This is a genomic window from Arthrobacter sp. ES3-54 (assembly GCF_029504395.1).
Lineage (GTDB): Bacteria > Actinomycetota > Actinomycetes > Actinomycetales > Micrococcaceae > Arthrobacter.
Genome location: NZ_JAQFIF010000018.1, coordinates 1 through 23,471 on the forward strand (window position 1 = coordinate 1; position 23,471 = coordinate 23,471).

Annotated in this window: 24 protein-coding genes; 9 read left to right on the forward strand and 15 right to left on the reverse strand. The window is 65.7% G+C overall.

What is annotated here, in order from left to right:
* Positions 1–172: 172 nt before the first annotated feature.
* Positions 173–664, forward strand: a complete 492-nt coding sequence (locus M2428_RS19805) for a hypothetical protein (RefSeq protein ID WP_277527679.1) — start codon at positions 173–175, stop codon at positions 662–664.
* A gap of 43 nt (positions 665–707) precedes the next feature.
* On the opposite strand, the gene M2428_RS19810 is transcribed toward M2428_RS19805, so the two are convergent.
* Together M2428_RS19810 and M2428_RS19815 are read right to left on the reverse strand one after the other, a co-directional pair.
* A complete protein-coding gene (locus tag M2428_RS19810) occupies positions 708–1,163 on the reverse strand; it encodes a MarR family transcriptional regulator (protein ID WP_277527680.1) in 456 nt (151 codons plus the stop codon).
* 91 nt (positions 1,164–1,254) lie between these two features.
* Positions 1,255–2,061, reverse strand: a complete 807-nt coding sequence (locus tag M2428_RS19815; RefSeq protein WP_277527681.1) for a PRC and DUF2382 domain-containing protein — start codon at positions 2,059–2,061, stop codon at positions 1,255–1,257.
* 273 nt (positions 2,062–2,334) lie between these two features.
* Between M2428_RS19815 and M2428_RS19820 the strand changes: the two genes are divergently transcribed.
* The 4 genes from M2428_RS19820 (at position 2,335) to M2428_RS19835 (ending at position 5,409) form a co-directional block, all read left to right on the forward strand.
* A complete protein-coding gene (locus M2428_RS19820; protein ID WP_277527682.1) occupies positions 2,335–3,123 on the forward strand; it encodes a hypothetical protein in 789 nt (262 codons plus the stop codon).
* Positions 3,120–3,542 (forward strand): phage holin family protein, encoded by a 423-nt coding sequence (locus M2428_RS19825; RefSeq protein WP_277527683.1) that lies wholly within the window; start codon positions 3,120–3,122, stop codon positions 3,540–3,542. Before M2428_RS19820 ends, M2428_RS19825 begins: the two co-directional genes overlap by 4 nt.
* A 19-nt stretch (positions 3,543–3,561) precedes the next feature.
* Entirely contained in the window at positions 3,562–4,158 is a 597-nt protein-coding gene (locus tag M2428_RS19830) for a DUF3618 domain-containing protein (protein WP_277527684.1), read from the forward strand.
* 87 nt (positions 4,159–4,245) lie between these two features.
* Positions 4,246–5,409, forward strand: a complete 1,164-nt coding sequence (locus M2428_RS19835) for a YihY/virulence factor BrkB family protein (RefSeq protein WP_277527685.1) — start codon at positions 4,246–4,248, stop codon at positions 5,407–5,409.
* A gap of 72 nt (positions 5,410–5,481) precedes the next feature.
* Here the strand turns inward: M2428_RS19835 and M2428_RS19840 are convergent, their stop codons facing one another.
* The 5 genes from M2428_RS19840 to M2428_RS19860 form a co-directional block, all read right to left on the reverse strand.
* Positions 5,482–5,862 carry a hypothetical protein gene (locus M2428_RS19840; protein ID WP_277527686.1) on the reverse strand — a complete coding sequence of 127 codons (381 nt, stop codon included), beginning with the start codon at positions 5,860–5,862 and terminating at the stop codon, positions 5,482–5,484.
* A 6-nt stretch (positions 5,863–5,868) separates the two neighbouring features.
* Positions 5,869–6,189: a hypothetical protein gene (locus M2428_RS19845; protein ID WP_277527687.1), complete on the reverse strand. Its 321-nt coding sequence runs from the start codon at positions 6,187–6,189 to the stop codon at positions 5,869–5,871.
* Between the two features lie 45 nt (positions 6,190–6,234).
* Positions 6,235–7,533 (reverse strand): Y-family DNA polymerase, encoded by a 1,299-nt coding sequence (locus M2428_RS19850; protein WP_277527688.1) that lies wholly within the window; start codon positions 7,531–7,533, stop codon positions 6,235–6,237.
* An 8-nt stretch (positions 7,534–7,541) separates the two neighbouring features.
* Positions 7,542–7,973, reverse strand: a complete 432-nt coding sequence (gene umuD, locus M2428_RS19855; RefSeq protein WP_277527689.1) for a translesion error-prone DNA polymerase V autoproteolytic subunit — start codon at positions 7,971–7,973, stop codon at positions 7,542–7,544.
* Between the two features lie 305 nt (positions 7,974–8,278).
* On the reverse strand, positions 8,279–12,133 hold the full coding sequence (locus M2428_RS19860) for a hydantoinase B/oxoprolinase family protein (protein ID WP_277527690.1): 3,855 nt from the start codon (positions 12,131–12,133) through the stop codon (positions 8,279–8,281).
* Between the two features lie 407 nt (positions 12,134–12,540).
* Between M2428_RS19860 and M2428_RS19865 the strand changes: the two genes are divergently transcribed.
* The gene (locus tag M2428_RS19865) at positions 12,541–13,917 is read left to right on the forward strand and encodes an MFS transporter (protein ID WP_277527691.1); all 1,377 of its coding nucleotides are present in this window, start codon (positions 12,541–12,543) and stop codon (positions 13,915–13,917) included.
* A 140-nt stretch (positions 13,918–14,057) separates the two neighbouring features.
* On the forward strand, positions 14,058–14,849 hold the full coding sequence (locus M2428_RS19870) for an IclR family transcriptional regulator (protein WP_277527692.1): 792 nt from the start codon (positions 14,058–14,060) through the stop codon (positions 14,847–14,849).
* 19 nt (positions 14,850–14,868) lie between these two features.
* On the opposite strand, the gene M2428_RS19875 is transcribed toward M2428_RS19870, so the two are convergent.
* Positions 14,869–15,219 carry a hypothetical protein gene (locus M2428_RS19875; protein ID WP_277527693.1) on the reverse strand — a complete coding sequence of 117 codons (351 nt, stop codon included), beginning with the start codon at positions 15,217–15,219 and terminating at the stop codon, positions 14,869–14,871.
* A 633-nt stretch (positions 15,220–15,852) separates the two neighbouring features.
* Here M2428_RS19875 and M2428_RS19880 point away from each other — a divergent pair.
* On the forward strand, positions 15,853–16,596 hold the full coding sequence (locus M2428_RS19880; RefSeq protein ID WP_277527695.1) for an isochorismatase family protein: 744 nt from the start codon (positions 15,853–15,855) through the stop codon (positions 16,594–16,596).
* Between the two features lie 307 nt (positions 16,597–16,903).
* Here the strand turns inward: M2428_RS19880 and M2428_RS19885 are convergent, their stop codons facing one another.
* Both M2428_RS19885 and M2428_RS19890 read right to left on the reverse strand, forming a co-directional pair.
* Complete coding sequence (locus tag M2428_RS19885; RefSeq protein ID WP_277527696.1) at positions 16,904–17,317, reverse strand: hypothetical protein; 414 nt, start codon at positions 17,315–17,317, stop codon at positions 16,904–16,906.
* Between the two features lie 335 nt (positions 17,318–17,652).
* On the reverse strand, positions 17,653–17,907 hold the full coding sequence (locus M2428_RS19890) for a hypothetical protein (protein ID WP_277527697.1): 255 nt from the start codon (positions 17,905–17,907) through the stop codon (positions 17,653–17,655).
* A 258-nt stretch (positions 17,908–18,165) separates the two neighbouring features.
* Between M2428_RS19890 and M2428_RS19895 the strand changes: the two genes are divergently transcribed.
* Positions 18,166–18,654, forward strand: coding sequence for a GNAT family N-acetyltransferase (locus M2428_RS19895; protein ID WP_277527698.1), 489 nt, complete (start codon positions 18,166–18,168; stop codon positions 18,652–18,654).
* Positions 18,655–18,845: 191 nt separating this feature from the next.
* On the opposite strand, the gene M2428_RS19900 is transcribed toward M2428_RS19895, so the two are convergent.
* The 5 genes from M2428_RS19900 to M2428_RS19920 form a co-directional block, all read right to left on the reverse strand.
* Entirely contained in the window at positions 18,846–19,238 is a 393-nt protein-coding gene (locus M2428_RS19900; protein ID WP_277527699.1) for a VOC family protein, read from the reverse strand.
* Between the two features lie 2 nt (positions 19,239–19,240).
* Positions 19,241–20,056: an ArsR family transcriptional regulator gene (locus M2428_RS19905; RefSeq protein ID WP_277527700.1), complete on the reverse strand. Its 816-nt coding sequence runs from the start codon at positions 20,054–20,056 to the stop codon at positions 19,241–19,243.
* An 85-nt stretch (positions 20,057–20,141) separates the two neighbouring features.
* Complete coding sequence (locus tag M2428_RS19910) at positions 20,142–21,401, reverse strand: NYN domain-containing protein (protein WP_277527701.1); 1,260 nt, start codon at positions 21,399–21,401, stop codon at positions 20,142–20,144.
* 192 nt (positions 21,402–21,593) lie between these two features.
* Complete coding sequence (locus tag M2428_RS19915) at positions 21,594–21,797, reverse strand: hypothetical protein (RefSeq protein WP_277527702.1); 204 nt, start codon at positions 21,795–21,797, stop codon at positions 21,594–21,596.
* A 361-nt stretch (positions 21,798–22,158) separates the two neighbouring features.
* Positions 22,159–23,454 (reverse strand): cation:proton antiporter, encoded by a 1,296-nt coding sequence (locus tag M2428_RS19920; RefSeq protein WP_277527703.1) that lies wholly within the window; start codon positions 23,452–23,454, stop codon positions 22,159–22,161.
* Between the last annotated feature and the right edge of the window lie 17 nt (positions 23,455–23,471).

Below are 23,471 nucleotides of genomic sequence, written 5' to 3' on the forward strand. Positions count from 1 at the left end.
GTTTTTGTTTGAGTCACGACCACAGGGCGGAACGGCCAGCACCTACTCTGCCAGCCAGTCCCAGACCAGCCACACCAATCCTCACAGTTCTTGTTGGCTGCGCCGGGAGGGGCCTGTTTCTACGGCGCTGGCCGCCGTAGGCTATGGAATCCACCACGTCGAGGAGGCACTCATGCGCACGGCAACACCCACGGCGCAGGCCGATCAGGTCCGCCATCTTTCAGAGAATCTCATGTCTCAGCTCACCCAAGGGAGGGAGTGGGCCACTCCCGGGGTCGAAGCCGCATTGAAAAGAATGGTGGCCGGGTTCGATGCCGGGATTGAATCTGCGTCCCCGAGGATCCAGGCCGGCCTACGGCGGCTCGCTGACGAGCTCGCCGGTGAAGTGGAAATTCTGGCTCCCCGTGTTCAAGAGGGCCTGAAGCGGGTTGCACCGAAACTTGTTACGGCACCTCCGGCGCCCGGCCCGGCTAAGTCGCGGCGGACGGCGTCCGGGAAAGCATGGTTGATTGCCGGGGCTGTGGCCGTCGCGGTGTCCGCGGGAGTCGCGGCCTGGCTCTCTTTTCGGCGGGCGGATGACGAGCCGGTGCCGTCCGTGGGTGCGCAGCGTAAGAGCGGGGCGGACCCCGACGCACGCGTCCCCTCCGCCGCGCCCCAGGCCTGAGACCATCAGGAGGCAGGGCCGCAAGGTCTTCGGAGCGGAAGCCCTAGGGCACCGCGTTGCTTGAACCCCCTGCTTGTCGGGAATTTTGGAAGGAATTCACAAACCGGGAGAGTTGGTCCCGAAGGATTTCCCATCCGTCGAAGTCAGCGGAAACGGCGGCGCTCTCAGCCTCGCGGGCTGCGCCGAGGGCCGCTTTCCCGGCGTCGGTTATCTCAACGTGGAACTGACGGCGGTCCTGCGGATTTCGTTTCCTCGTGACCAGGCCGCCTGCCTCCAACCGCGCCAGGACGCGGCCCAGGGTCTGGCTTTGAACGTGGACCACAGCGGCGAGCTGTTCCTGATTCATGGGGCGGGGTGCCACGCCTTTGAGGGCAATGACGGCGGCCCGGGTCAGGCCCAGGGGTGCGAGTGCCTCATCCCAGCGGCGCTGAACCAAGCGAGCCGCTGTGGTGAGAAGCAGGTAGCCGTCCCGGGCGGGGGTCTCGGGGTCGAGGGGCACGGATGGCGGCCTTCCTTGAGCGGAACTAAGGTCAAACAGGGAGGGCGGGCCAGGGGCCGGCGCTAACCGTCACCCTGACCCGCCCCGAGCGCTATCGGCGGGCGGCGTCGTCGCCGTCGGTTTCGATGCGTTCCTTGCGGACTTCCTCATTGACGGTGACTTCCTCGGTCACGGTGTCCTTGTCGAGACGGACGCGTTCGACCGGGACCGTTTCCTTCTCAACCACGGGGCGCTCCTCGTGGAGGACGACTTCATGTTCTTCCTCGCTGATGCCCGGGCCGGACAACGCCGCCCCGCGGTTTGCGTCCGTGATGGGTTCACGTTCGAGCCGGACCTCTTCACGCTGCACCGGAACGGTCTGGGTGACATTTTCGGTGGTGACGTATTTGCGCAGCCGCACCCGACCGGTGGCTTCCCTCTCGGTGCCGACGTTCAGGCGCTCCTCCGAGCGGGTCATGGCATCATCGGTCGTGGGGCCTGAGGTGTCGCGTCCTACGGTGCCGCTATCGGTATCTGTGTAGTCTGCTTCGCGGTAGTCCGCGTCCCGGCCGGCTGTCGCATCGGTGTAGGTCTGGCTTCCGCGCACCAGGCCGTAGTGGGCGTAGAGCCGTTCCTCTTCGGCGGGCTCGAGGTGCCCGTCGGTGTCCACCCGCGGGGCGTCCTTGACCTGGTCCTTGGTGTACGGGACCACGATGTCGTCCCCTTCGGCGCGCGCCCCTTCCAGCGGAACGAAGGATTCCGAGGTGCCGAACAGTCCGGTCCTGGCCGTAACCCATGTGGGCTGGCCGTTGTCGTCGTCCGCGTAGACCTGGCTGATGGATCCGATCTTGTCCCCATCGGTGGACATGACGTTTCCGTTGCGCTGAAGCAGGTCATCGATATGTTCCTTGGCGAGCATGGTGTCTCCTTGGATCTGTGATGCGGTTTGGGGTTGCAACAACTCCGTGTGAACGTTGCAGGACCTACCATAAGCATGCTTAGTAATCATTTGGCAAGCCTGCTTACTATTTTTCTTCAATCCGCCGCAGCGGCGCGCGCCTTGCGGAATAACGCGCGCCTTGCGGAATAAACAGAAAGTATGCTTAGTATCTAACTAGTAACCGTGCTTACTAATTCACCGGCACCGCTGGTTCACGATTCACCTGCGGACCCTTCCTGAAAGAGAGCAACGATGACAGAAAACCAATGGCCCCAGACGACTCCGTCGGCATCCCCGGACGAGTACCTGAGCGCCGGGGCAGTGCCCTCCGGCGGTGCGGCGAGCTCCGGATCCACGAAAGAAGCAGTGAAAGACGAAGCCGCAGCAGTGGCAGGGCACGCCGCTGGGGAAGCGAAGAACGTCGCTCAAACCGCCAAGGCGGAGGCTGCAAACGTTGCCTCGGAGGTAAAGACCAGCACACGCGACCTGCTGCACCAGGCAAAAGCCGACCTGACGGATCAGGCAGGCACGCAGCAGCAGAAGGCCGCTGAGGGGATCCGCACCATCTCTTCGCAGCTGCACACCATGGCCGACGCATCCGACCAGCCCGGCGTCGCAGCTGACCTTATCCGCCAGGCCGCGGAACGCTCCCAGTCCGTGGCTTCCTGGCTTGAAAACCGGGATCCGGGATCTCTGCTGGAGGAAGTGAAGTCCTTCGCGCGTCAACGCCCGGGGACGTTCCTCCTGGCCGCAGCCGGCGCCGGCATGCTTGCCGGCCGACTTGGACGAAGCCTGCAAGCCGGAGCCCCGGACACGCAGCAGGCGCCATCGACCCCCGCGCACCTGTCTTCCCCGGCAGCAGCCCCGGCCCACCAGGAGACGGTTATCGCCGCCGGCTCCGGCGACCGGTTCTTCGATGAGCCGGGCCTTCCCGGCACGGCGGGTCCAGTTTCGACCCAAACATTGCCGGCCGGCACTGCAGCCGATACCACCCTTCGGGACAATGTTCCCTTCCCGGGCCGAGACGGTGGCCAGCTATGAGCCACCAACTACCGGAGGCACCTCCCACCGCCGCGCACGCGAAGGCCGAAACCTCGTCCCTGGGGGACCTCCTCGGGGACGTGACGCGGGACATGTCCACCCTGATGCGCCAGGAAGTCGAACTGGCCAAAGTCGAGCTGAAACAGTCCGCCACCCGGGCCGGTAAAGGCAGCGGCATGCTGGCCGGCGCCGGTGTTGCTGGCCACTTCGTGTTGGTGTTCCTCTCCGTGGCGCTTTGGTGGGCGCTCGGAGACCTGATGGGCCTCGGCTGGTCTGCCGTTGTCGTCGCCGTCATCTGGGGCATAGTTGCAGCCGTCCTTGCCTCCAGGGGCCGGAAGGAACTCAAAGCGATCAAGGGCCTGCCCCAGACCGCCGAGACCCTGCAGGAAATCCCGCCCACGCTTAAGCCCAATTCTTAGATCCAGCGGAGGAAACAGTATGAGTGAAAACCCGGATGTCATCCGAGCAGATATTGAAGCAACCCGTGCGCGGCTGGGCACCAACGTGGACGCCGTCGCGGACAAGGTCACGCCGTCGCATATCGTCCAGCGGCAGACCGACAAGGTCAAGGACGCCGTCTTTGGAGTGAAGGAGAAAGTCATGGGGGCAGCGGACCACACCGCCGAAAATGTGCACTCGGCCAAGGACAGCGCCGGGTCGCACCTCGGCGACGCCGGCGCGGCGATCGGAGACGCCCCCGCGCAGGTCAAGAGCAAGACCCAGGGGAACCCGCTGGCAGCAGGGCTGATCGCGTTCGGCGCCGGCCTCCTGGTGTCCTCCCTGATTCCGGCCAGCCAGAAGGAGCGTGAAGCCGCTGATGCCCTCAAATCGGCCGCCGAGCCGCTCACGACGGAGCTGACGGAGGCGGCGAAGCACGTGGCCGAGGGACTCAAGGAGCCCGCCCAAGAGGCGATGGAGAACGTCAAGGCCACCGCCGCCGACGCCGCAGATCACGTCAAGACCGAAGGCCAGGGCGCCGTGTCCGATGTGAATTACAAGGCCGCCGAGGCCAAGGACAACGTCCAGCAGGCCTGAGGCCGCATCTGAATCCGGCCGGCCGCCTCTCGCTGACGTGAGGGGCGGCCGGCCGCTGCACCGGAACCCCTAAAAGGATGGCCCTCCATGGCAAAGACCGACGCCGCAGAGCACGCCCCGACCAACGCGGAAACCGATGAGAGCAGCACCGCTAAGGCCCGCTCGGCGCCCGCCCCGGACGACTCCCGCAAACCGGACAGCCCCGCCGATGTCACCAAGCCCTCCTGGAAGTACATCGCCAAGAAGACCCTGCGTGAATTCACGAAGGATCAGTGCCCGGATCTCGCCGCGGCCCTGACTTACTACTCGGTGCTCTCAATTTTCCCGGCGCTGTTGGCCCTCGTGTCGTTGCTGGGCATTTTCGGACAGGCCGAGAAGACCACCTCGGCGCTCCTGGAGATCGTCCAGGGTTTCGCGCCCGGTGACACTGTGGATGCCATCCGCCAGCCAGTCGAGCAGCTCAGCAGCTCCTCCGCCGCCGGACTCACCCTGGTGATCGGCATCCTCACCGCCCTCTGGTCCGCCTCCGGCTATGTCGGGGCGTTTGCCCGGGCCATGAACCGGATCTACGAAGTCGATGAGGGCCGGCCGTTTATCAAGCTCCGGGGCACCGTACTCGGCGTCACCATCGTCAACCTGCTGATCGTCGTCGTGCTGGCCGCCATGCTGGTCCTCACAGGGCCGGTGGCTGAGTCCGTTGGCAACGCGATCGGGCTGGGCGGCGCCTTCCTGGCCATATGGAACATCCTCAAGTGGCCGATCATGGCGGTGCTTGTCGTGCTGGCGATCGCCATTCTTTACTACGCCACCCCGAACGTGAAGCAGCCCAAGTTCCGCTGGATGAGCCTGGGGTCTTTCATCGCGCTGGTCATCTTTCTGCTGGCCTCGCTCGGCTTCGCGTTGTACGTTGCCAACTTCAGCAGCTACGAGAAGACCTATGGTGCGATCGGCGGCGTCATCGTTTCACTGCTGTGGCTCTGGATCCTGAACATGTCGCTGCTGTTCGGTGCCGAGTTCGACGCCGAGATGGAACGCGGCCGCCAGCTCCAGGCCGGCATCGAGGCCGAAGAGACCCTCCAGCTGCCGCCCCGGGACACCGAGAAGAGCGACAAATTGCAGGCAAACGAAGAGGAAGATATCCGCCGCGGCCGGGAACTGCGTGAACAGCAGGGCGACGCCGACGAGGAACAGCTGAAACGGCGGGACCGGAGCACTCCCCAGAGCGGCGCCAGCAAGATCGATCGCCCCTGATCTGTCCAACGCAGCGCGTCACTGCGGGGCCTCCAGCGCCACGCAGCCCGCCGGCGCGGTCAGGAGCAAGTTTTAGCGCCAGCGGTAGGATTCCAGCGCGCGAAGCAGGGGAGTGGTGCCGGCTTTCAGGAGGTCAACGGGGCGGGAGCCGGCAAGGTCCCGAGACGGAGTGACCATCCAGACCGTGAAGTAGTTGTGCGGGATCTGCAGCTCCAGCGCACGTTCAAAGAGCTCAACTACCGGCGGGCGGAGTTGTCCGCCGGGGAGGAACTGGAATCCGGGGCAGAAGGTGCCGTCGTCGATGAAGACCCGGACGAGCTGCTGCATCACCGGTTCCGGGTCTTCCATGAGCTCGGAGAGGCGGCGGTGGACCTGTTCCAGGGGCGGCAGCGTGAATTCTTTTCTGATCCCCTCCCATGTTTGATCGCTGATGGGCTGACGGTTCGCTGGCACTGTTGCCTAGTCGCTGTCACTGACGTGTTCCAGGAACCACAAGGGAGAGAGCGGTTCACGGCGCAGCGTAAAGGTCCGCAGCGCCGACGTCGAGCCGAGTCTGACCTGGACGCGCCAGTATTCGGTGCTGACCTGGCCGCCGTGGCCCACGAAGGGAGTGCGCCGGCTGTCCCAGTGGGCGTCACTTCCGGACCAGTGCTGGGATTCCGTGTCGGGATCGACAACCCAGATCCGTCCGTCGTGCCGGATGGCAAGGGGTTTGCCTTCCGCGTCGGTCCGGACCTGCAGGTCGTGGGTCTGGGTGGGGGCTTCGGGCGCAAGGGTCATGGGGGAGTTTCTTTCATGGTGCGGCGGTGCGGGGCGTGTGCTGGGTTAGGCGGCTTTGACGAGCGGGAGTTCGTCCCAGTGGGTGGTGTAGCGGGGGGAGAGCATGTCCCGTTTCATGGTCCAGTCCGGCCCGCCCCGGATTCCGGCGTGGCCGAGGCCGATGGAGCCGCGGCCGTACCGGCGGGTCACGTCTTCCAGGAGCGTGCCGACGCGGCGTTCCTCATGCGGGTTTTCGAACAGGGCCAGCGGTGCCTGGTTGCCGGTGGGCCGCAGGTCGGTGACCATGATGCCGGCCCTGGCGTACCTGATGCCCCCGTGGATGTGGGGGAGGAGTGCGTGGGCAGCCCTTGTGAGCAGGACCGGGTCCGCGGTGGGCATCGGGAGTGGCACGCAGACCGAGGGGTAGGAGGTGTCTTTCGAGTTGAAGTGTGAGGTGCCGGCGAACGCGGTGAGGAGCTTGGCCTGCAGTCCGTGTTTGGCGAGCCGTGCCGAGGCTTGCTGGCCGTAGACGGAGAGGACCTGCCGCATCGCTGCCGCGGTGGTGATGGGGGTGGCGAAGGAGCGGGAGAAGATGAGCTGGTCGCGGCCGATCCGTTCTTCCTCCATCGGGATGCACTGGGTGCCCTGCAGTTCCAGGACGGTGCGCATCATGACCACGGAGAAGCGGTCCCGGATCATGACCGGATCGGCCCGGGACAGGTCAAGGATGGACTGGATGCCGAGGGCGTTGAGTCGTTTGGTCAGCCGGGTGGCGACACCCCAGATCTCAATGACGGACAGGCGGCGCATCAGTGATTCCCGGTCGTCGGCGGCCACGGAGTCCCAGTGGCAGACCCCGTCGAAGGCCGGGTTGTGCTTGGCCCATTTGTTGGCCAGTTTCGCCAGGGTCTTGGTGGGGGCGATCCCGACGCAGACCGGTACCCCGACATTGCGCCGCACGGCTGTCTTCATGGTCCGGCCCAGGGCCAGGAGTTGGTCCGGGGTGCCTTTGACGCCGAGGAAGGCCTCGTCGATGCTGTTGACCTCCAGCCAGGCCGAGTACCGGCCCAACAGTTCCATCACCCGGGCGCTGATGTCCCCGTAGAGCTCGTAGTTGCTGGAGAGGGCAACGAGTCCCCATTCCTTGGCCCGCGGGGCGAGTTTGAACCAGGGCTCGCCCAGGGCGATGCCGAGGGCCTTGGCTTCCGCGGACCGGGTGACGGCGCAGCCGTCGTTGTTGGACAGGACGACGACGGGCCGGCCCTCCAGGGACGGGTCGAACGCCCGCTCCGCCGAGGCGTAGAAGCAGTTCACATCCACGTGCGCGATCTGCGGCATCCGCCGCATCGTGGCCGGCTTAGACATGGCTGGCCTCACACATGGTGCAGGCACCGGGTCGCGACGCCCCAGATGACCAGATCCGAAACCGACGGGACCCGGATGTCCGGGTACGCCGGGTTCTCCGCCTGCAGCACCACCCCTGTTCCCGTGACCCGCAGCCGCTTGATGGTCAGCTCCCCGTCCAGGACGGCGATGACCACGGACCCGTCTTTGGGTTCCAGAGCGCGGTTCACGATCAGTTCGTCGCCGTCGCTGATGCCGGCGCCTTCCATCGAGTCCCCGGACACCCGCACGACGTAGGTGCTGGTGATGTCCTTGATCAGGTGCTCATTCAGGTCAATCCGGCCGTCAAAGTAGTCCTGCGCCGGCGACGGGTACCCCGCCGCGACTGGGACCGGAGAGATCAGCACGGATACCAACGACATGCCCGCATCTATCACGCGGGGACCGACAACAACGCCCACAACACACCTTTATTCGAATATATGTTCGATTCATTCAGTGTAACCGGACGGGCCGACAAAAGATCCTCTTTGCGGGGTTGTAGGGGCTGACGGAAGGGACCCGAACCCAGATTGAACTGCACTCCGAAAGTCAGATTCTCAAATTCGAATCCAACTTTCGGAGTGCAGTTCAAACAGGTGGTCCCACTCTTTGCGTGAAATCGTTGCCGAAGTTCCTGCCTCTACATGGAGAAGGCCCCGGTGGCGGGACCGGTCTCGCGACCGTCTCCGCCCCCGGGGCCTTCTCCTTGGCTAGGCGTGGCCAGCTACACCCGTGCCATGTCCGCCCGCAGTCGGGTGGTCACGTCGGCGTCGACCCGCAGCTTGCCGTCGACCTCGACCAACTCCACGCCGTAGTCCCGCCGGGCCGCCTCCGCGGTGGTGAAGCCGTCGAGGACGTCCTCCAGAACCTTCTGCGGATCGCGGTTGCGTGGATCCCCGAACCCGCCGCTGCTGGGCACGGTGATCTGGATCGAGTCCCCGGCCAGGATTTGCCTGCCGGTGACCTTGGACGGCCACTGTTCCTCGCCGTCCCGGCCCGGGTTCTTGACTAGGGAGGCGTTGAGGCCGTTGTGGCCGCCGAACGCGCCCCATGGGACATCGGACTCGTGGCGTTCCCCTTCGCAGGTGATGATCGTGTCCGTCAGGAACGTGTTTTCGCGGACGATCCCGATGCCGCCGCGGAACTCCCCGGCGGCCGCGGGCTCCTCGCGCAGTTCGTAGCGGTCCGTGCGCATCGGGAACCGCCACTCGAGCTCCTCGATCGGGTTGTTGCGCGTGTTCGCGATCAGGTTGTCCACCGAGTCCGGACCGTCGCTGGTGGCGCGCCCGCCGTAGGAGCCCTCGTTGACCTCCAGGTAGACCCAGTACTCGCCCGACTTCTCGTCCCAGCCCGAGTAGGACATGAAGTGGATGTGTGCCGAGTTGCCGGCCGTGACGCGCTCCGGCATGACCGGTGCCAGGGCCCGCAGCGCCAGGTCCACGGCCCGCTGGACCTGGGAGAACCGGGAGAAGGTCGCGGCGGGATAGGCGGGGTTGAAGATCGTCCCCTCCGGCGCAATGACCTTGAGTGGCTTGAGCATGCCCTCGTTCTGCGGGACGAAGACCGGGAAGGCGACCTCGTCGAGGAAGATCATGCGCGTGATGAACGTGAACGCCGAGACCGTGGTGCCCTCGAAGGCGCAGTTGTAGGCCGTGGGGACCTGTTCGCTCGAGCCTGTGAGGTCGTAGGTGATCTCGTCGCCCTTCACGATGACCTTCACCGCGATCGGCAGCTTCTTGCCGTAGTTTCGCCCGTCGTCGTCCAGGTAGCCCAGTTCGGTCTCGTACTCACCGTCCGGGATCTTGGCGATCTCCTGGCGGAGCATGCGCTCGGAGTAGTCGATCCAGGCCTGACCGGAGTTCCGCACGGCATCGAGTCCGTACTTCTCGATCAGGACCGTGTACCGCCTGGTGGCGAGGGCGCACGCCGCGATCATGGCTTCGATGTCGCCCTTATTGCTGGTGGGTGTGCGGGTGTTGGCGAAGATGTGCTTGAGCAGGCCCTCCTGCCGGACGCCCTTCTCCTGGATCTTCACGGCACGGAAGATCGTGCCTTCGGACTGTACGTCCTGGATGTCCACCATGAGCCCGGAGAACGCGCCGCCGTTGTCGATGAGCTGGCCCGATGCGCCGGCGAATCCGACGAGCTCCCCGGCGTGGAAGATCGGCGTGATGACCGCGACGTCGGGGGAGTGGGTGGCGCCCAGGTAGGGGTCGTTGTGGAGGATGATGTCGCCGTCGTGGATGTCGTCGCCGAGCACTGACATGACGCCGCGGACGATCTTGGGCATGGCGCCCATGAACATCGGGGTGGAGTCCGACTCGGCCAGCACGTTGCCGTCCTTGTCGAACAGGCCCGCGCCGAGGTCCTCCGACTCCCGGATGATCGAGGAGTAGGACATCCGGAACAGCACCGAGGCCATTTCCTTCGCAGCCGAGGACAGGGCGCCGCCGATCACGCGCATCAGGATCGGCGTGGCCAGCTGCTCGGCCGAGGTGTCCTTGGCGGGGCAGTCGATGACCATGTTTCCCACATGGTCGATCCGTCCCTTGAAGCCCGGCGGCACCACGACGGTGGAGTCGTACTGTTCGACGATGGCAGGGCCCTCGAACGCCAGGCCGGCGCCCATCTTCTCGCGGTCGTAGAAGGCCGTGTCGAAGCTCGTGGGCTTTCCGCCGCTGCTGAAGACCACGGGACGCCGCGCGATGACGGCGGCGGCAAGGTCGTCGTTGCCCTTCGGGGCGAGTGGTGGGGCGAGTTCGTCCACCTTGCCGATGGCCTGCACGCGGATGTTCACCAGCTCGACCTCGCTGTCCTTGAAGCGGTGGCCGTACTCCGCCTCGTGCGCCGCGTGGAAGAGCGCCTCCGTCTCGGCGAGCCACTCGGGGGTGATCTCGCCGTCGGGGACGGCGAAGCGGATTTCGTAGCCCTGGCCCTCGTAGCGGGCATCGGCCAGACGGCGTACGACGCGCCGGTCCTCGGCGATGTCGTCGGCCAGGAACTGCTGCAGCGCGTCCGCCTCGAGGGCGCTGTAGGAGGTCTGGAGCTGCCAGGTGTCCGCGGAGGCCAGCCTGAACCGCGCCGTACCCACGAACTCAAACTTCTCGTCGGTGGCCAGGAGGCCCGTTGCGGCCAGGATGCCCGGGTGCGCTGGGATGAGCACGTGAGGGATCTCGAGCTCCTCGGCGATTTCGCAGGCGAACAGGGCGCCCGCGCCGCCTCCGGCCACGAGGGTGAAGTCGCGCGGGTCGTAGCCGCGGCGCACCGAGTTCTGCTCGATGGCCTGGCTCATGCCGAACTTCTGGATCTGCAGGGCGCCCAGTGCGGCCTCCTCGAGACCCATATCGAGCTTGTCGGCGACCTTTGCCATGGCGGTCCGCGCCAGCTCGGGGTCGAGCTGCAGATCGCTGCCCGCGAGGGAGCGGTCCGCGCGCATCCGGCCCAGGATCAGTTGCGCGTCGGTCGACGTCGGTTCCGTTCCGCCGCGCTGGTAGCACGCGGGCCCGGGGACTGCGCCGGCGGACTGCGGGCCTGTGCGGAAGACCCCGCCCTCGTCGACGTAGGCGATCGATCCACCGCCGGCGCCGATCGTGTCGATGTCCACCATCGGGACCATGGCCTGGTAGTCGCCGACCTTAGTGTCCAGGAGGTGGCGCATGCGCAGCTCGCCGCCGGGCGCGACGCCGATGTCCGCGGAGGTGCCTCCGATGTCAAGAGTGACGACGTTGTCGAAGCCGGACTGCTTTCCGGCCCAGATGCCGCCGATGAGGCCGCCGACCGGGCCGGACATCATCAGCGACACGGGCCGCTTGGCGGCCTGTCCGACGCCGATCATTCCGCCGGAGGACTGCATCAGCAAGATCTCGCGGCGGTAGCCCATGGAGGCGACGGCGGTGGCCAGGCGGTCGAGGTAGAGGGAGACCCTCGGGCCTACATAGGCATTGAGGGCGGTGGTGGAAAAGCGCTCGAACTCACGGTAGAGAGGGACGACGTCACTGGAAAGGGACAGGTACGCCTCGGGGAATTCCTCGCTGACGATCTCGCCGATGCGTTGCTCGTGTGCCGGGTTGAGGTAGCTGTGCAGCAGGCAGACAGCGACGGACTGGACGCCCTCGGCCTTGAGCTGGCGGACGCGGTCGCGGACCTCCTCCTCGTCCAGCGGCACCAGGACGTCGCCGCGCGGTGCGGTGATCCGCTCGTGCACGGTCAACCGGTGGCGGCGCTTGACCAGCGGGCGGGTCTGCCACGGCAGTTCCTGCTGGAGGGAGAAGTTGTGCGGCTTCTTGTGGCGGGCGATGTGGAGGATATCGCGGAAGCCGTGCGTGGTGATCATGCCGACGGATGCGCCGGTGTGGGTCAGGGCGATGTTCGTGGCGACTGTGGTGCCGTGTACCAGCATGTCGACCTCCGCCATCGAGATGCCGGCCTTGGTGCAGAGCTTGCGCAGGCCGTTGAGCACCCCCTCCGACGAGTCGTGTGGAGTGGAGGGAACCTTTTCGACGATCACCTGTCCCGTGGCGTCGTTCGAGTAGTAAAGGTCGGTGAATGTGCCCCCGACGTCGACTCCGATTCGCTTCATGGCGTTGCTCCTTCGGTGGTGTGGGCAACATCACCCACAGTATGGTTGCTTTTCAAGCAACCATACTTCTCTCTCAGCAACGCAAAGCGCAAGGGGTGTGGATGCTAAATCATCATTTCCACCCGAATGTGACGATTGTGCCGAATCGTCAATTTGTTGCTGTCAGGCGGGCTGTACTTGCGACGAAAGGCTGCGGGGGGTATCGCAGAAAGTCATTGGAACGTAACATGCCCGATATACAAAGTTGTTTCTGTGGAAGTAACACCGTCTCTAGGGGCGCAACTCGTGAGATCCACTCCGGCGACGACCGGGTGGCGCACCCTTCCGCAAGGGTCCGGGAACACTCCGCGGATCCTTCCCACCACCATGACGGCAGCTTGTCCCGCCACCATCCTAAGGACACGACCATGACTCTCTCAGGCTCCATACCGGTTCGGCCGGCCATTCACACCTTCACGCCCCGCGACGTAAAGACCGCCAGCTGGATCTGCTTCTTTGCATGGACCGTCGCGGTCTACGACTTTGTCCTGTTCGGCAATCTGCTTCCGGTCATGGCCGCGGACCTGGGTCTGAGCGACGCCGGGGCGACGGGACTCAACACCTGGATCACCGCCGGCACAGCCCTTGTCGCGTTCGGCATCGGCCCCGTGGTTGACAGGTTCGGCCGCCGCAAGGGCATCATCCTCGCTGTGGTGGGTGCCGCCGTCGCGTCGCTCCTGACGGCCACCGTCGGCTGGGTGGTGGGACTGCTGGGCGGACTCGGCCTGGTGGCCCTGGTGCTCATCCGCTCGCTGGCCGGCCTCGGGTACGCCGAGCAGGCCATCAACGCCGTCTACCTCAACGAGGTGTATTCGTCCTCCGGTGCGACGACCGCACAGCTGCGCCGGCGGGGGCTGGTGTACTCGCTCGTCCAGTCGGGCTGGCCGCTCGGCTCGGTGCTCGCAGCGGCGTCGACCGCGGTGTTGCTGCCGATCGGCGGATGGGGGCTCTGCTTCATCGTGGCGGCCGTGCCGGCGCTGTTCATTGGGTTCGCCGCGCGCTGGCTTAAGGAAAGCCCGCAGTTCAGTGCCCGCACCGAGGTGATCAAGCTCAATCAGTCCGGGCGGCACGAGGAGGCCGCCCGGCTGGCCGCAGAGTTCCACATCGAGGAACACACCGGCGTCCGCACGCCGATCCGGGACACATTCCGCGGCGAGTCGCTCAGGCCCGTCGTCACCATCGGATTCGCGTTCCTGATGAACTGGATCGGGGTGTTGGTGTTCGCCATTCTGGGCACGTCCTTGCTGACCGCCGACACCGGTCGCGCCGTTCCCTTCACCAACGCTCTGCTGATCCTCATCGTTTCCAACGGCAGCTCGTTCCTGGGCTACCTGTTCCACGGCTGGTTGGGCGACCGCATTGGCCGCCGCAACACCATCTCCATCGGCTGGATCCTGTCCGCGCTGTCGTTCACCGGCATGCTGCTGCTGCCAGTGGCCTCGTTCGGGGCGACAGTGGCGCTCTATAGCCTGGGACTATTCTTCCTCATTGGCCCCTTCTCTGCGCTGCTGTTCTTCAACGGCGAGAGCTTCCCGGCCACCACCCGAGCCACCGCTGGAAGCCTGATCAACGCCTCGGGCCAGGTGGGTGCCATCATAGGCGGCGTCCTGGTTACGGCGAGCCTGGCCTCGGGCCTGACCTGGAACACGACCGCGCTGTTGGTCGGCTGCATCCCCATCCTCGTCTCCGGCCTGGTGGTCCTTGCCGCTCCCCACCGCGACCCAGCTACGGTGCGTCTGGACTGACCACTGATCCACCTGGGGCCGGGTGTCGCGCGCTGCCGCGCCGCCCGGCCCCCGCACGTGCGGCTCCGATAGTGTTTACCTAAGGACGGCGTCCCGCTGCGGGGGCCGGCCTTCGGCCCTACCATCATCGAGGAGATTTCGTGCCGTTAGCACCGAAAGACCGGAACGACGCGTCCCAGGGGGCGGCGGCTTCGTTGCTCAACGGACTCAGGGTCCTGGAGGCGTTCCGCGCGGGAACCCCAACGCTCGGAGTCACCGAGGTCGCGCAGCGGGTCGACCTGCACAAGAGCACCGTTTCGCGGATCCTGTCAGGTCTGGCCGAGGCGGGATACGTGGAGCGGGACGCGGAAAGCGGGCGGTACCGCCTGGGCCTCGGCGTTATCGGCCTTGCCGGGCCGCTCCTGGCCGAGCTCGACGTGCGCCGCCTGGCGCAGCCCGTTCTGGAGTCCCTGACGCTGCAGACCCGCGAGACCAGCGCCCTCGCGGTGTGGAACGGGACCGGGGCGGTGGTCGTGGAGCAGGTCTCCAGCCCGCAGTTCGTCAAGCACTCCGCCTCCATCGGTACGCGCTACGACCGCTACGAGAGCTCGTCCGTCCGGATCTTCCTGTCGTTCCTGCCGGAGGCAGCAGTGTCCCAACTGTTGGAGACGGACCAGATCGGCCGGTCCGCCGCATCCGGCCTCGGCAGCGACGTCGTGGCGCACCTCGCGGAGGTCCGCGCACACGGCCTGGCGTTCAACGACGGTTACACGGATCCCCAGGAGTTCGGCGTCTCGGCACCGGTCCGTGACTACCGCGGGGGAGCTGTCGGGTGCATTACGCTCTCCGCACCGCGCGGCCGCATCTCGCCGGACCAGCACGAGGATCTCGGTAACGCCGTGCGGCTGGCCGCGGAGAAGGTCACCGACCGGCTGGGCGGCGCCCGCGACTGAAGCAGAGATGGCCGGCCTGTCATCCGGACCCTGTGGGTCCAGACGGCGGGCCGGCCACTGCTGTGATATGTGGGGTCAGCGGGGTCAGGCTCGACGGCGCCCAGATCGGGGCAGGCAGGGAAGCGGAGTCGTAGATCATGGCTTGGAACTCGGGGGATTCGCGGAGTTTGGCGCGGATGTAGAAGGCGATCAGGCCCATCGGCACGGACGGTAGGAAGAGGATGCGCCAGCCCCAATCGCCCATGGCCTCGTCGGGCAGGATGAAGCTGAGCAGCGCTCCGAGCCGAGCCGCGAGGGCGAACGAGGAGAACGTCGCCGCGGACAGGCGGACGAGTAGCGGGCCTGTGCCTGTCGGGGCTGTGCTCGACAACGTAGATGGTGGCGCCCGCGTATTCGCCACCGGCGGAGAAACCCTGCAAACCCCGGGCAAGCACCAGTAGGACGGCGGCCCAGATGCCGATCGTCTCGTGGCTTGGGATGAGCCCGATTGCGGCCGTGGATCCGGACATTCCATGTTGTCTCCGATCAAGGGCTGGCGCCGAGACCGCATGGGGCTTTGTTTCCCCCGATTGATGGGTAGGAGACTCATTTCAGTGATCCTGACCGCTGTTGATACTTCAGCAACCTAAGCGCCCTTACAGCAACTGGCCAAGGGTTCGAGGCGTCAGTATCCCTCGCCGCCAAGGCGCATCGGAAAGAAGACTCGAGGGCCCTCGGGGTCAACATAACCGTATTTCCGGCATAGGAGCCGGCAGCTCCGAGAGGGGCCGGAATCCGAGGGGGTCCGGAAAATGAGGGGCGCTGCATGGACATTCGTTGATCAGGAATGCGGGCGCCTGGGCGCGAGTGCGGGGTCGTGGCGGCAACCCCTCGCATTGAGGGATCGGAAAATAGTTTGGGCAGGCTCTTGCCATGTTGCGTGGCCAGCAACTACATTCGACATACAGCAACAGCTAACAGTCCAAGGGCACCCCGCCCTAGGCCAAACCGAAGGAGAATTGCCATGAGCCAGGACATCGAGACCCAGCTGAACGAACTTCTGGAGAAGGCCTTTGCGGTCGGCGCGGAGGAGTACAAGGAACGCGGCTTCAAACGCCGCGTTGGCTATGGCACCCGTCCGGCCGTGATCCACATCGACATGGCGAACGCCTGGACCCGACCGGGCCACCAGTTCTCCTGCAAGAACATGGACACCATCATCCCGGCCTGCCAGGACCTCAACGAGGCTGCCCGCGCCAAGGGCGTGCCGGTCATCTACACGACCACCGCGTACGACATCACGGACGTGAGCCTGCCCTCGGACATGGGTCTGTGGTCGCAGAAGATTCCGGTCGAGGTCCTCGACCCCTCCAGCGACGCCGTCAAGATCGACGACCGCATCGCGCCCCAGCCTGGCGAGTTGGTCATCACGAAGAAGCGCGCCAGCGCGTTCCCGGGCACCAACCTGCAGCAGTTCCTCACCGTGAACCGGATCGACACCGTCATCATCACCGGCGTCACGGCCGCCGGCTGCGTCCGCCACACGGTGGAGGACGCCATCGCGGAGGGCTTCCGCCCCATCGTGGTGCGCGAGGCCGTGGGCGACCGCGTCCCGGGCGTCGTGGCCTGGAACCTCTTCGATATTGACGCGAAGTTCGGCGATGTCGAACCGCTGAAGAACGTCGTCGCGTACCTGAACGCGCTCCCGAACTTCGTGGACACCGTACCGACCTCGCAGATCCAGATCGCCCAGCCTGCCAAGGTCTAAGCGAACCTAGAGGACCCCGCGGGCCCGGTTACTCCCTCACGGGAGTGGTCGGGCCCGCGTTTTCGTTCTTTCACGGCTTGCTTGCCCAGGAAGGCAACAACCTGCGGAAAATGATCGGCAAAGCCCAAGGCTACGAAGCATGGGCCGTTCCGCGTTGCCTCGCTGACCTCGGGGAATCTCCGAGCAGTAGCCCATCCCTTCCGCGGATGAACGTCCCGGCGCCAACCTTCGTCCCTGGATATCGGTCCATTTGGGAACGCGCGGTTAGTCCACACCGAAAGCGGTTAGGAACAACCCCGGTCCTCGTTCACGGCTGACCCACCGTAAAAGACGGACCGCTGGTGTTCAACGGTTTTGTGGATGAGGCCCATACGGAGGTCAGCGCAGCCGCCAGGGCCGGCACATAGAACCAGCCAATTGTTGCGGAGGCAATGAGGGTGAAGATGGCGAGAGCGACGGTGGTCGCGACCGCTGTGTATTTCTGTGCCCTGCCCCTCATCAGGAGAGGTAACCCGGTCAGAGCGACGGGGATCAGCAACGGTACGAAGACGTAGGGCCCTACGATCTCAAGCAGGGTCGATGTGGTGACCTGCTCTGGCCCGTCGTTCGTCACTTGTACTCCGCTGTATACGGGAACCAGCAGTAGCACCAGGGCCGCTGCAATCGTGAGGGAGAAGGCAATGATCTGGCGAGCATTCTTCAGATCCGAAGGTGGTCTCATATGACCCCAAACAGAGTGGTATCTATGCCAACGAAAGCACAGTTCCAGGGATTCGACCAGCCGACTTTGGCGTGCCCGGGGCCGAACCCTTAGCGGGACCAGAGTGCGTTTTCTCTTAGCGCCCTGCCGTAGTGCTCAGTGCCGTTCCTGGTCGCAGCAGACGCTCCATTGCATTTTCGTTCCCCAGTTCGAATACAGCCCAAGCGGCCGGAGTGCGTTCAGCATCGCACCGACTTCACGCTCTGTAAACGGAGATCAGTTCATTCGGCCAACCTATTGCGGAACGCGAAGATCCGTGATCCGCTTAGCCTTCTGCCAACTCTTCGTCCTGCGAGTTAGGCCAGATCGGGCGAACTGCTCACGATGTAGTCCAATGCGGCGGGACCGGACATGGCAAGAGTGTTGTCATCAGGCTTAATGCGGCGGCCTGCGAGGGCCGCCCAGAGGGCCTCGGCAGGCTCTGGCTGGCTCTGGTTTATCAGGCACCAGCTGGTGTACAGGCCGTACAGCTCTTCCTGGTCTAACCCGCCGTCGGTTTCCCGGTCATCGGTCAAGGCCTCTGCGAGGAACCGGTCAAAATGCGCGCTCATATCCGTTCCCATATCTCGTTCGCATCGCTAGGACGCTCCGCTGCCGACACTCTGCGGCCGGGTCACCGCCCGGCTGCCAACGTTGAATTTATGTCAGGAAGACAACTCTGTCCAGTTCAACTCCACCGACGCCTCAGCGGCTGGTCGACAGACTATAGCGGGAGAGCGCTCGGAAGGTGTCTCGGTGCGAGGCAGGCCCGTGGTACCAGGTGCCCGACGCTGGCAGGAGGTATTGCCGATGGCTGGAATACTGGGGAAATGACTCTCGCTGAATTGAATTTGCCTGGCGGCCCATTCACCATAAGGCAGGCTGACGCATCTGATGTGGGGCCGATCGTTGCGCTTCTGGCGGCCGACCAGCTCAGAGCCTCTGTCGAGTCGATTGCGTTCGAGGACCGGCATCCCTACGAACTTGCCTTCCAGGCGATCGACGCCGATCCTGCCCAGCTACTTGTCGCCGTCGTCACCACCGAAAATGAGGTGGTTGCGACCATGCAACTGACATTTATTCCCGGACTCGCCCGAGCCGGGGCCACACGAATGCAGATTGAAGCGGTCCGCGTCCGTTCGAGTCTTCGCAGCAACGGCCTTGGAGGGGCGATGATCACATGGGCGATCGCCGAAGGGCGCCGACGAGGCGCAAAACTGGTCCAGCTCACGTCTGACGGGTCCAGGGTTGCGGCGCACCGGTTTTATGAGCGTCTTGGCTTCGAACCCTCGCACGTGGGCTTCAAACTCTCGCTCTGAGGGGTTAACGCCGTTCTTCGGCTCCGAAAACGGGGCGGCCCTTTCTAAGTGAGGGCCCGCAGCTATGACACGAGAGAATGCTCCTCGTCCGACGAGGACCGGCAGGTCAATCCTCACCCGGTGCCAAATACCCATGGCGCCCTCCCCCCGCCGGGCTAGGCATCCTCAGGTGCAGCGGAGGCCATCACGCCCTATTGGCCGGCGGGTTGGAACAACTCGACTACGTTGCCGGACGGATCTTCCAGCAGGATCTGCTGTCCACCGGGACCTTTGACTATGTCGTTTCGGAACGTGAGGCCCGCCTCGCGCAGTCGGTTCACTTCCGCCGCGATATCGCTCACGATGAGGTGGATGCGGTTCCATCCGCCCGGTGCGGGCACCGTGCCGTCCGGCATGGGCCGCCCTGCCGAGCTGCTCGGCCCGCTGAGGAGGAGCCTCAGCCGGCCGCGGGTGACGTCGGCGAACGCCGGTGCGGCGCTCATCCTGAGCGTGAATCCGAGGTGCTTTGTATAGAAGTCGATCGCCGCATCCACGTCGGCCACCATGTACCGGACGCTGACCAGCTCCGACAGATCGTTGGGCATTTCTAGCTCCTCTCCGAACTCTCTTGGGAGTACTCGATTGCGTAAAGCAGGAACTGGATCCGCGTGTTCAGTTCCTCTGCTGTGCGAACAAACGCCGGATAACTGTCCTGATTGGCTGCCTCGGCCGCCGGATCGGGGATGCTCCAATGCACCATCGCCGGTGCCCCCGGGAATTCCGGGCACACTTCCCGTACGCGGTCACAAAGGCTGATCACATAGTCGAACCGCTGCTCGGCGAACTCGCTCAGATGCTTGGAGCGGGCGCCGCTGATGTCCAGGCCGCGCTCACGCATCACGCGCGCGGCGTTGGGGTGCAGGTCTTTGGGGTGGCTGCCGGCGCTGGCGGCTTCGACCCGGGAACCGCCCAGGTAGCCCAAAATCGCCTCGGCCATCTGGGACCGGGCGCTGTTGCCCGTGCACAGGAGCAGCACCCGTACGGGGGACTGCGCTGGTGACTGGCCCGGCAGCCCGCCACCCTCGGCCGGCTGCGTCAGCCCAGCAGGGACCAGCCGCAGGCCGGCGTGCAGCGCCGCGCCGGATGCGGCCAGCCGTTCGCGATAGACCGCCAGGTTGAGGCTGCAGTACGTGTCACGTCCGTCAGCCGAGCTGCGCCGCATGGACACCAGCCCGGCGGCGCGCAGCTGGCCCAGATGGTAGGAGGTCAGGCTCTGCCTCTGCCCCACCAGCGCGGTTAGCTCGCGCACCTGCCGGTCGCTGCGTGCCAGCTCGGCCAGCAGGTGCCACCGCGCGGGGTGTCCAGCCAGGCGGAGGAAGCCCGAGGCCGCCGCCTGAGCTTCTGTGACTGTGGTGTGGCTCACATGAGAATTATATCAATTTGGATAGATCGATCAAAGAGGTTTGATTGATCCGATGGGACCGTGGAGCTGCCTCGCCGCCCCTGCGCTAGGACCGGGAGTCGCCTGGGCCGGACTCCAGCAGCCCGCCGCCGGCCCAGCGCCTGAGCGCGAGCTTCTCGGCGTCGTCGAACTCCATGAGGGCAAGCCGGCACAGCTCTTCCACATTTCTGGTCCACGCGACGGCGAGGTCCCTGGCTGCCATCTCCGCGGAGAGGGACCCGCCGGCGTACACCACGCCCTGGATCACGAAGTTGACGGCCGAGCGGGACACCGGCTGCCCGGCCGCAACACAGTCGTCCCGGACGGATCGTGCCAGCTCGCCGCGGTTGCCCAGATGCTCGCGGAGCTTCGCCTCGAGCGAGAGGAACACCTGCCGGAACTGTTCGGAGGACAGTGCCGGGACGTCCGTGACCCGGGTGACCTGCTCCTCGATGGCCGGCCGGTCCTCGGATGCCAGCGAGGACAGCTCCGGCGAAAACCGTTTCGCGTCCCACACCCAGCCAGGCGACGGCGTGGACGAGTATTGGACGCCCTGGCCGATCTGGGCGATCCAGGCCCCGAACTTGCCGTGGCCGCCCCAATCGGTCTTCAGCGAGGGGTCCGCGGTCAGGGCCCGGTGCGCGGCAACCGCTCCGGTCACCGGGCCCGGCGCGGCCTGCACCAGGGCCCGGACCTCGTCGGCGGCGGTCGTCGCGGAGCCGGGAACGCCTGGTGCGGTGCGGAGCGGGGCGCCAAGTCTGGCGGTCGGCACCATGCGCGGGACGCCGGCCGAGGTCCCGTTGAGGATCGCCACGAAGTCGTGGGACTCCACCACGCTGTCGGCCATCTCCCGGTACGCAAATGCCACGGCGCCGGCCGCGATCACCGTGGTCATGCGGTCAGCCGCCCGGAACCGCTGGACCAGCGACGTGAAGTCCGCGTCCGCCGACGCGACGTAGAATTCCTCGATATGTGCCGTGCCGGACAGGGCATCCATCGCGTCTAGGACCAGGTTGATGTCGGTGCTGGACTTGCCCCGCTGGGTGAGGGAAGGGCAGTCAATCACGCGGAAGCCCGCGCGCGTCCAGTAGGGCCTGTACTTGGAGTAGATCACCGGGTTGAGGTAGCAGTTGCGGATCAGGAAGCGCCGGGATTCCTCGCCCGCGCCGCCGGCGGCCAGCGCTTCCGTCCAATGCTTGGGATCCTCGGCGAACCTCTTGGCGGCCGCCGGGTCCAAGGCCATCAAGCCTGTATAGACGTTGTCGAAGTCGACGAACATCGCGGCGCGGATGCCAGGCCGCCTGGACTGGGGGAGAGGATCACTCATCGGCTCAGTGTGCCAGCAAGAGTGGGGACGTACCAGATGTGACCTTTACCGTGGGGGCGTTTCGCTGCCTCAGCTGCGGACGTCTGCGCTCGCCCTAAGCGGAGCGGATGCCTCGGTAGCCGGTGACCGCCACCGGGGCTGTTAACCAGGGACGACGGCGGGAGGTGGCTCCCGCCGTCGTCGTTGTGCTTGCTAGGCGGAAACTGCCTCAAGGTTTGCTGCCCCGTGGTTGAGGCTGAGCGTGAAGGTGTTCGGGCCGCTGGCGTGGACCGCGATGTTGCTCTTGGCGGTGTTGTGGCGCTCGGAGTGCTCGTGGATCAGGGCGTCCAGCTCGTGGTGCATGGTGGAGCGGTCCCAGAGCTTGTGGGTTACAGAGTTGGCAGTTTCAAACGTCATTGTTCAGTGCTTCCATTCATGAATCCGGAGGTCCGGCTGCCGCACCGATGCGGAGCCGCCGTGGGCCAAACCAGGAACGCCTGAGACCTTGGGCAGCTCATTGAGCTCACCGGTTTGGCCTCATTGCGTCCACCAGGATGGGTGCCCTAAGTTCACTGCGGACGCGTAGCGTCGGAGGGAACGTCAGGGCTGCGTCGGCGGGAAACCTCGTTCCCGCCCTGCCTTTCCATAGTGCACAGCGCCTTGCGGGCGGCTCAAGCCAGATGGCGAAAATTGCGCGTGAGACTCATCACAGTCGCGCGGCGTGACGCGCGAACGGCGACGCCGACGCCCGAGTGCAGCGCGGACGGTCCAGTGCGGCCTAATGACGGGCCCGCTTCGGCCGAAAGCGCGGCATGAGCGTGTGCATGCGGCTCAGGCCCCGGGCGGGAGGGGGAGTGACCGGCACAGGCCCGCCGGGCTCCGGTCCCGCTGCGGCAGCGGCCCGTCCGTAGCGGGCGGCCAACGGTGCGGCGCTGAAGCCGTGGGCCAGGACGCTGAGCAGTACGGTGGCGGCGATGACGGCCACAGCCTGATCGGACACTGGTCCAAGGGCTTCCAGCGCCAGCAGCGCGAACACGAGGGAAGCCAGGCCACGTGGACCGAACCACCCCACGAAGAGGATGGTGGCCCGGTCGAGGCCGGCACCAATCGAGGCCAGCGCTACCGGCAGCATACGTACCACCGTGAGGCTGAGCACGGCATACGCGATGGTCAGTGGGAGGGACTGCGCCAGCATGATCGGCACGGTGATGGCTCCGAAGGCCAGCCACACGAGCAGTGACACCAGGCCACTCATCTGCTCGACGAAGGCCAGTTCGGCCGGCGCCCGTTCCCCGGCGCAGGTGCCGAACGCCAGCCCCGCGCAGAACGCGGCGACGAATCCGTTGCCGCCCACGGCGAGAGCGGAGCTGTAGGCGAGCAGGCTCAGGGCAAGCACTCCGATGCCGGCGAAGTCCTCGGTTGCGGTCCCGCGCCGGCGGGCCAGCTGCAGCAGCCAGCCGCCCGCGGCGCCGGCCGCTGCGCCGACGCCGGCGCCAATGAGCAGCTCGACGGCCGCGCTGCCGGGACCGGGGGCGCTCTCCAGGCCTGCTGCGGCAGCCGCGCCGGCGATCGCCAACATGACGACGGGGGTTGCGATGCCGTCGTTGAGGCCGCTCTCTACGGTGATCAGCTGGCGGATCCGCGAAGGCACTGCCGGATTCGTCACCACAGGTATTCCGAGTGCGGCGTCGGTAGGGGCCAGCGCAGCGCCGACCAGGAGGGCCAGCCACAGTCCGAACTGGGGAAAGAACCAGGCGGCCAGGACCCACCCGAACACAATCGTCAGAGGCAGGCCGACTCCCAGGAGCCGCACATAGCGGCCCACGTCCCGGCGCAGCTGCTGGAGGGGCAGGCGGGCGGCGTCGGAGAAGAGCACCCACACCAGGGTGACCTCGACAACCGGGGTGACACTCGCCGGGGGAGACGATCCGTCGACCAGCCCGAACCAGGCCAGAGCCGCGCCGAGGGCGGTGAACACTATAGGAGCGGTCAGGTCCGCTTGCTCCAGCCGCACCGAAACCAGCGCCCACGCGAACAGGGCGGCGGTGACAAAGACGACGACCGTCAGTTCCATGACGGATCTGTGCTCGC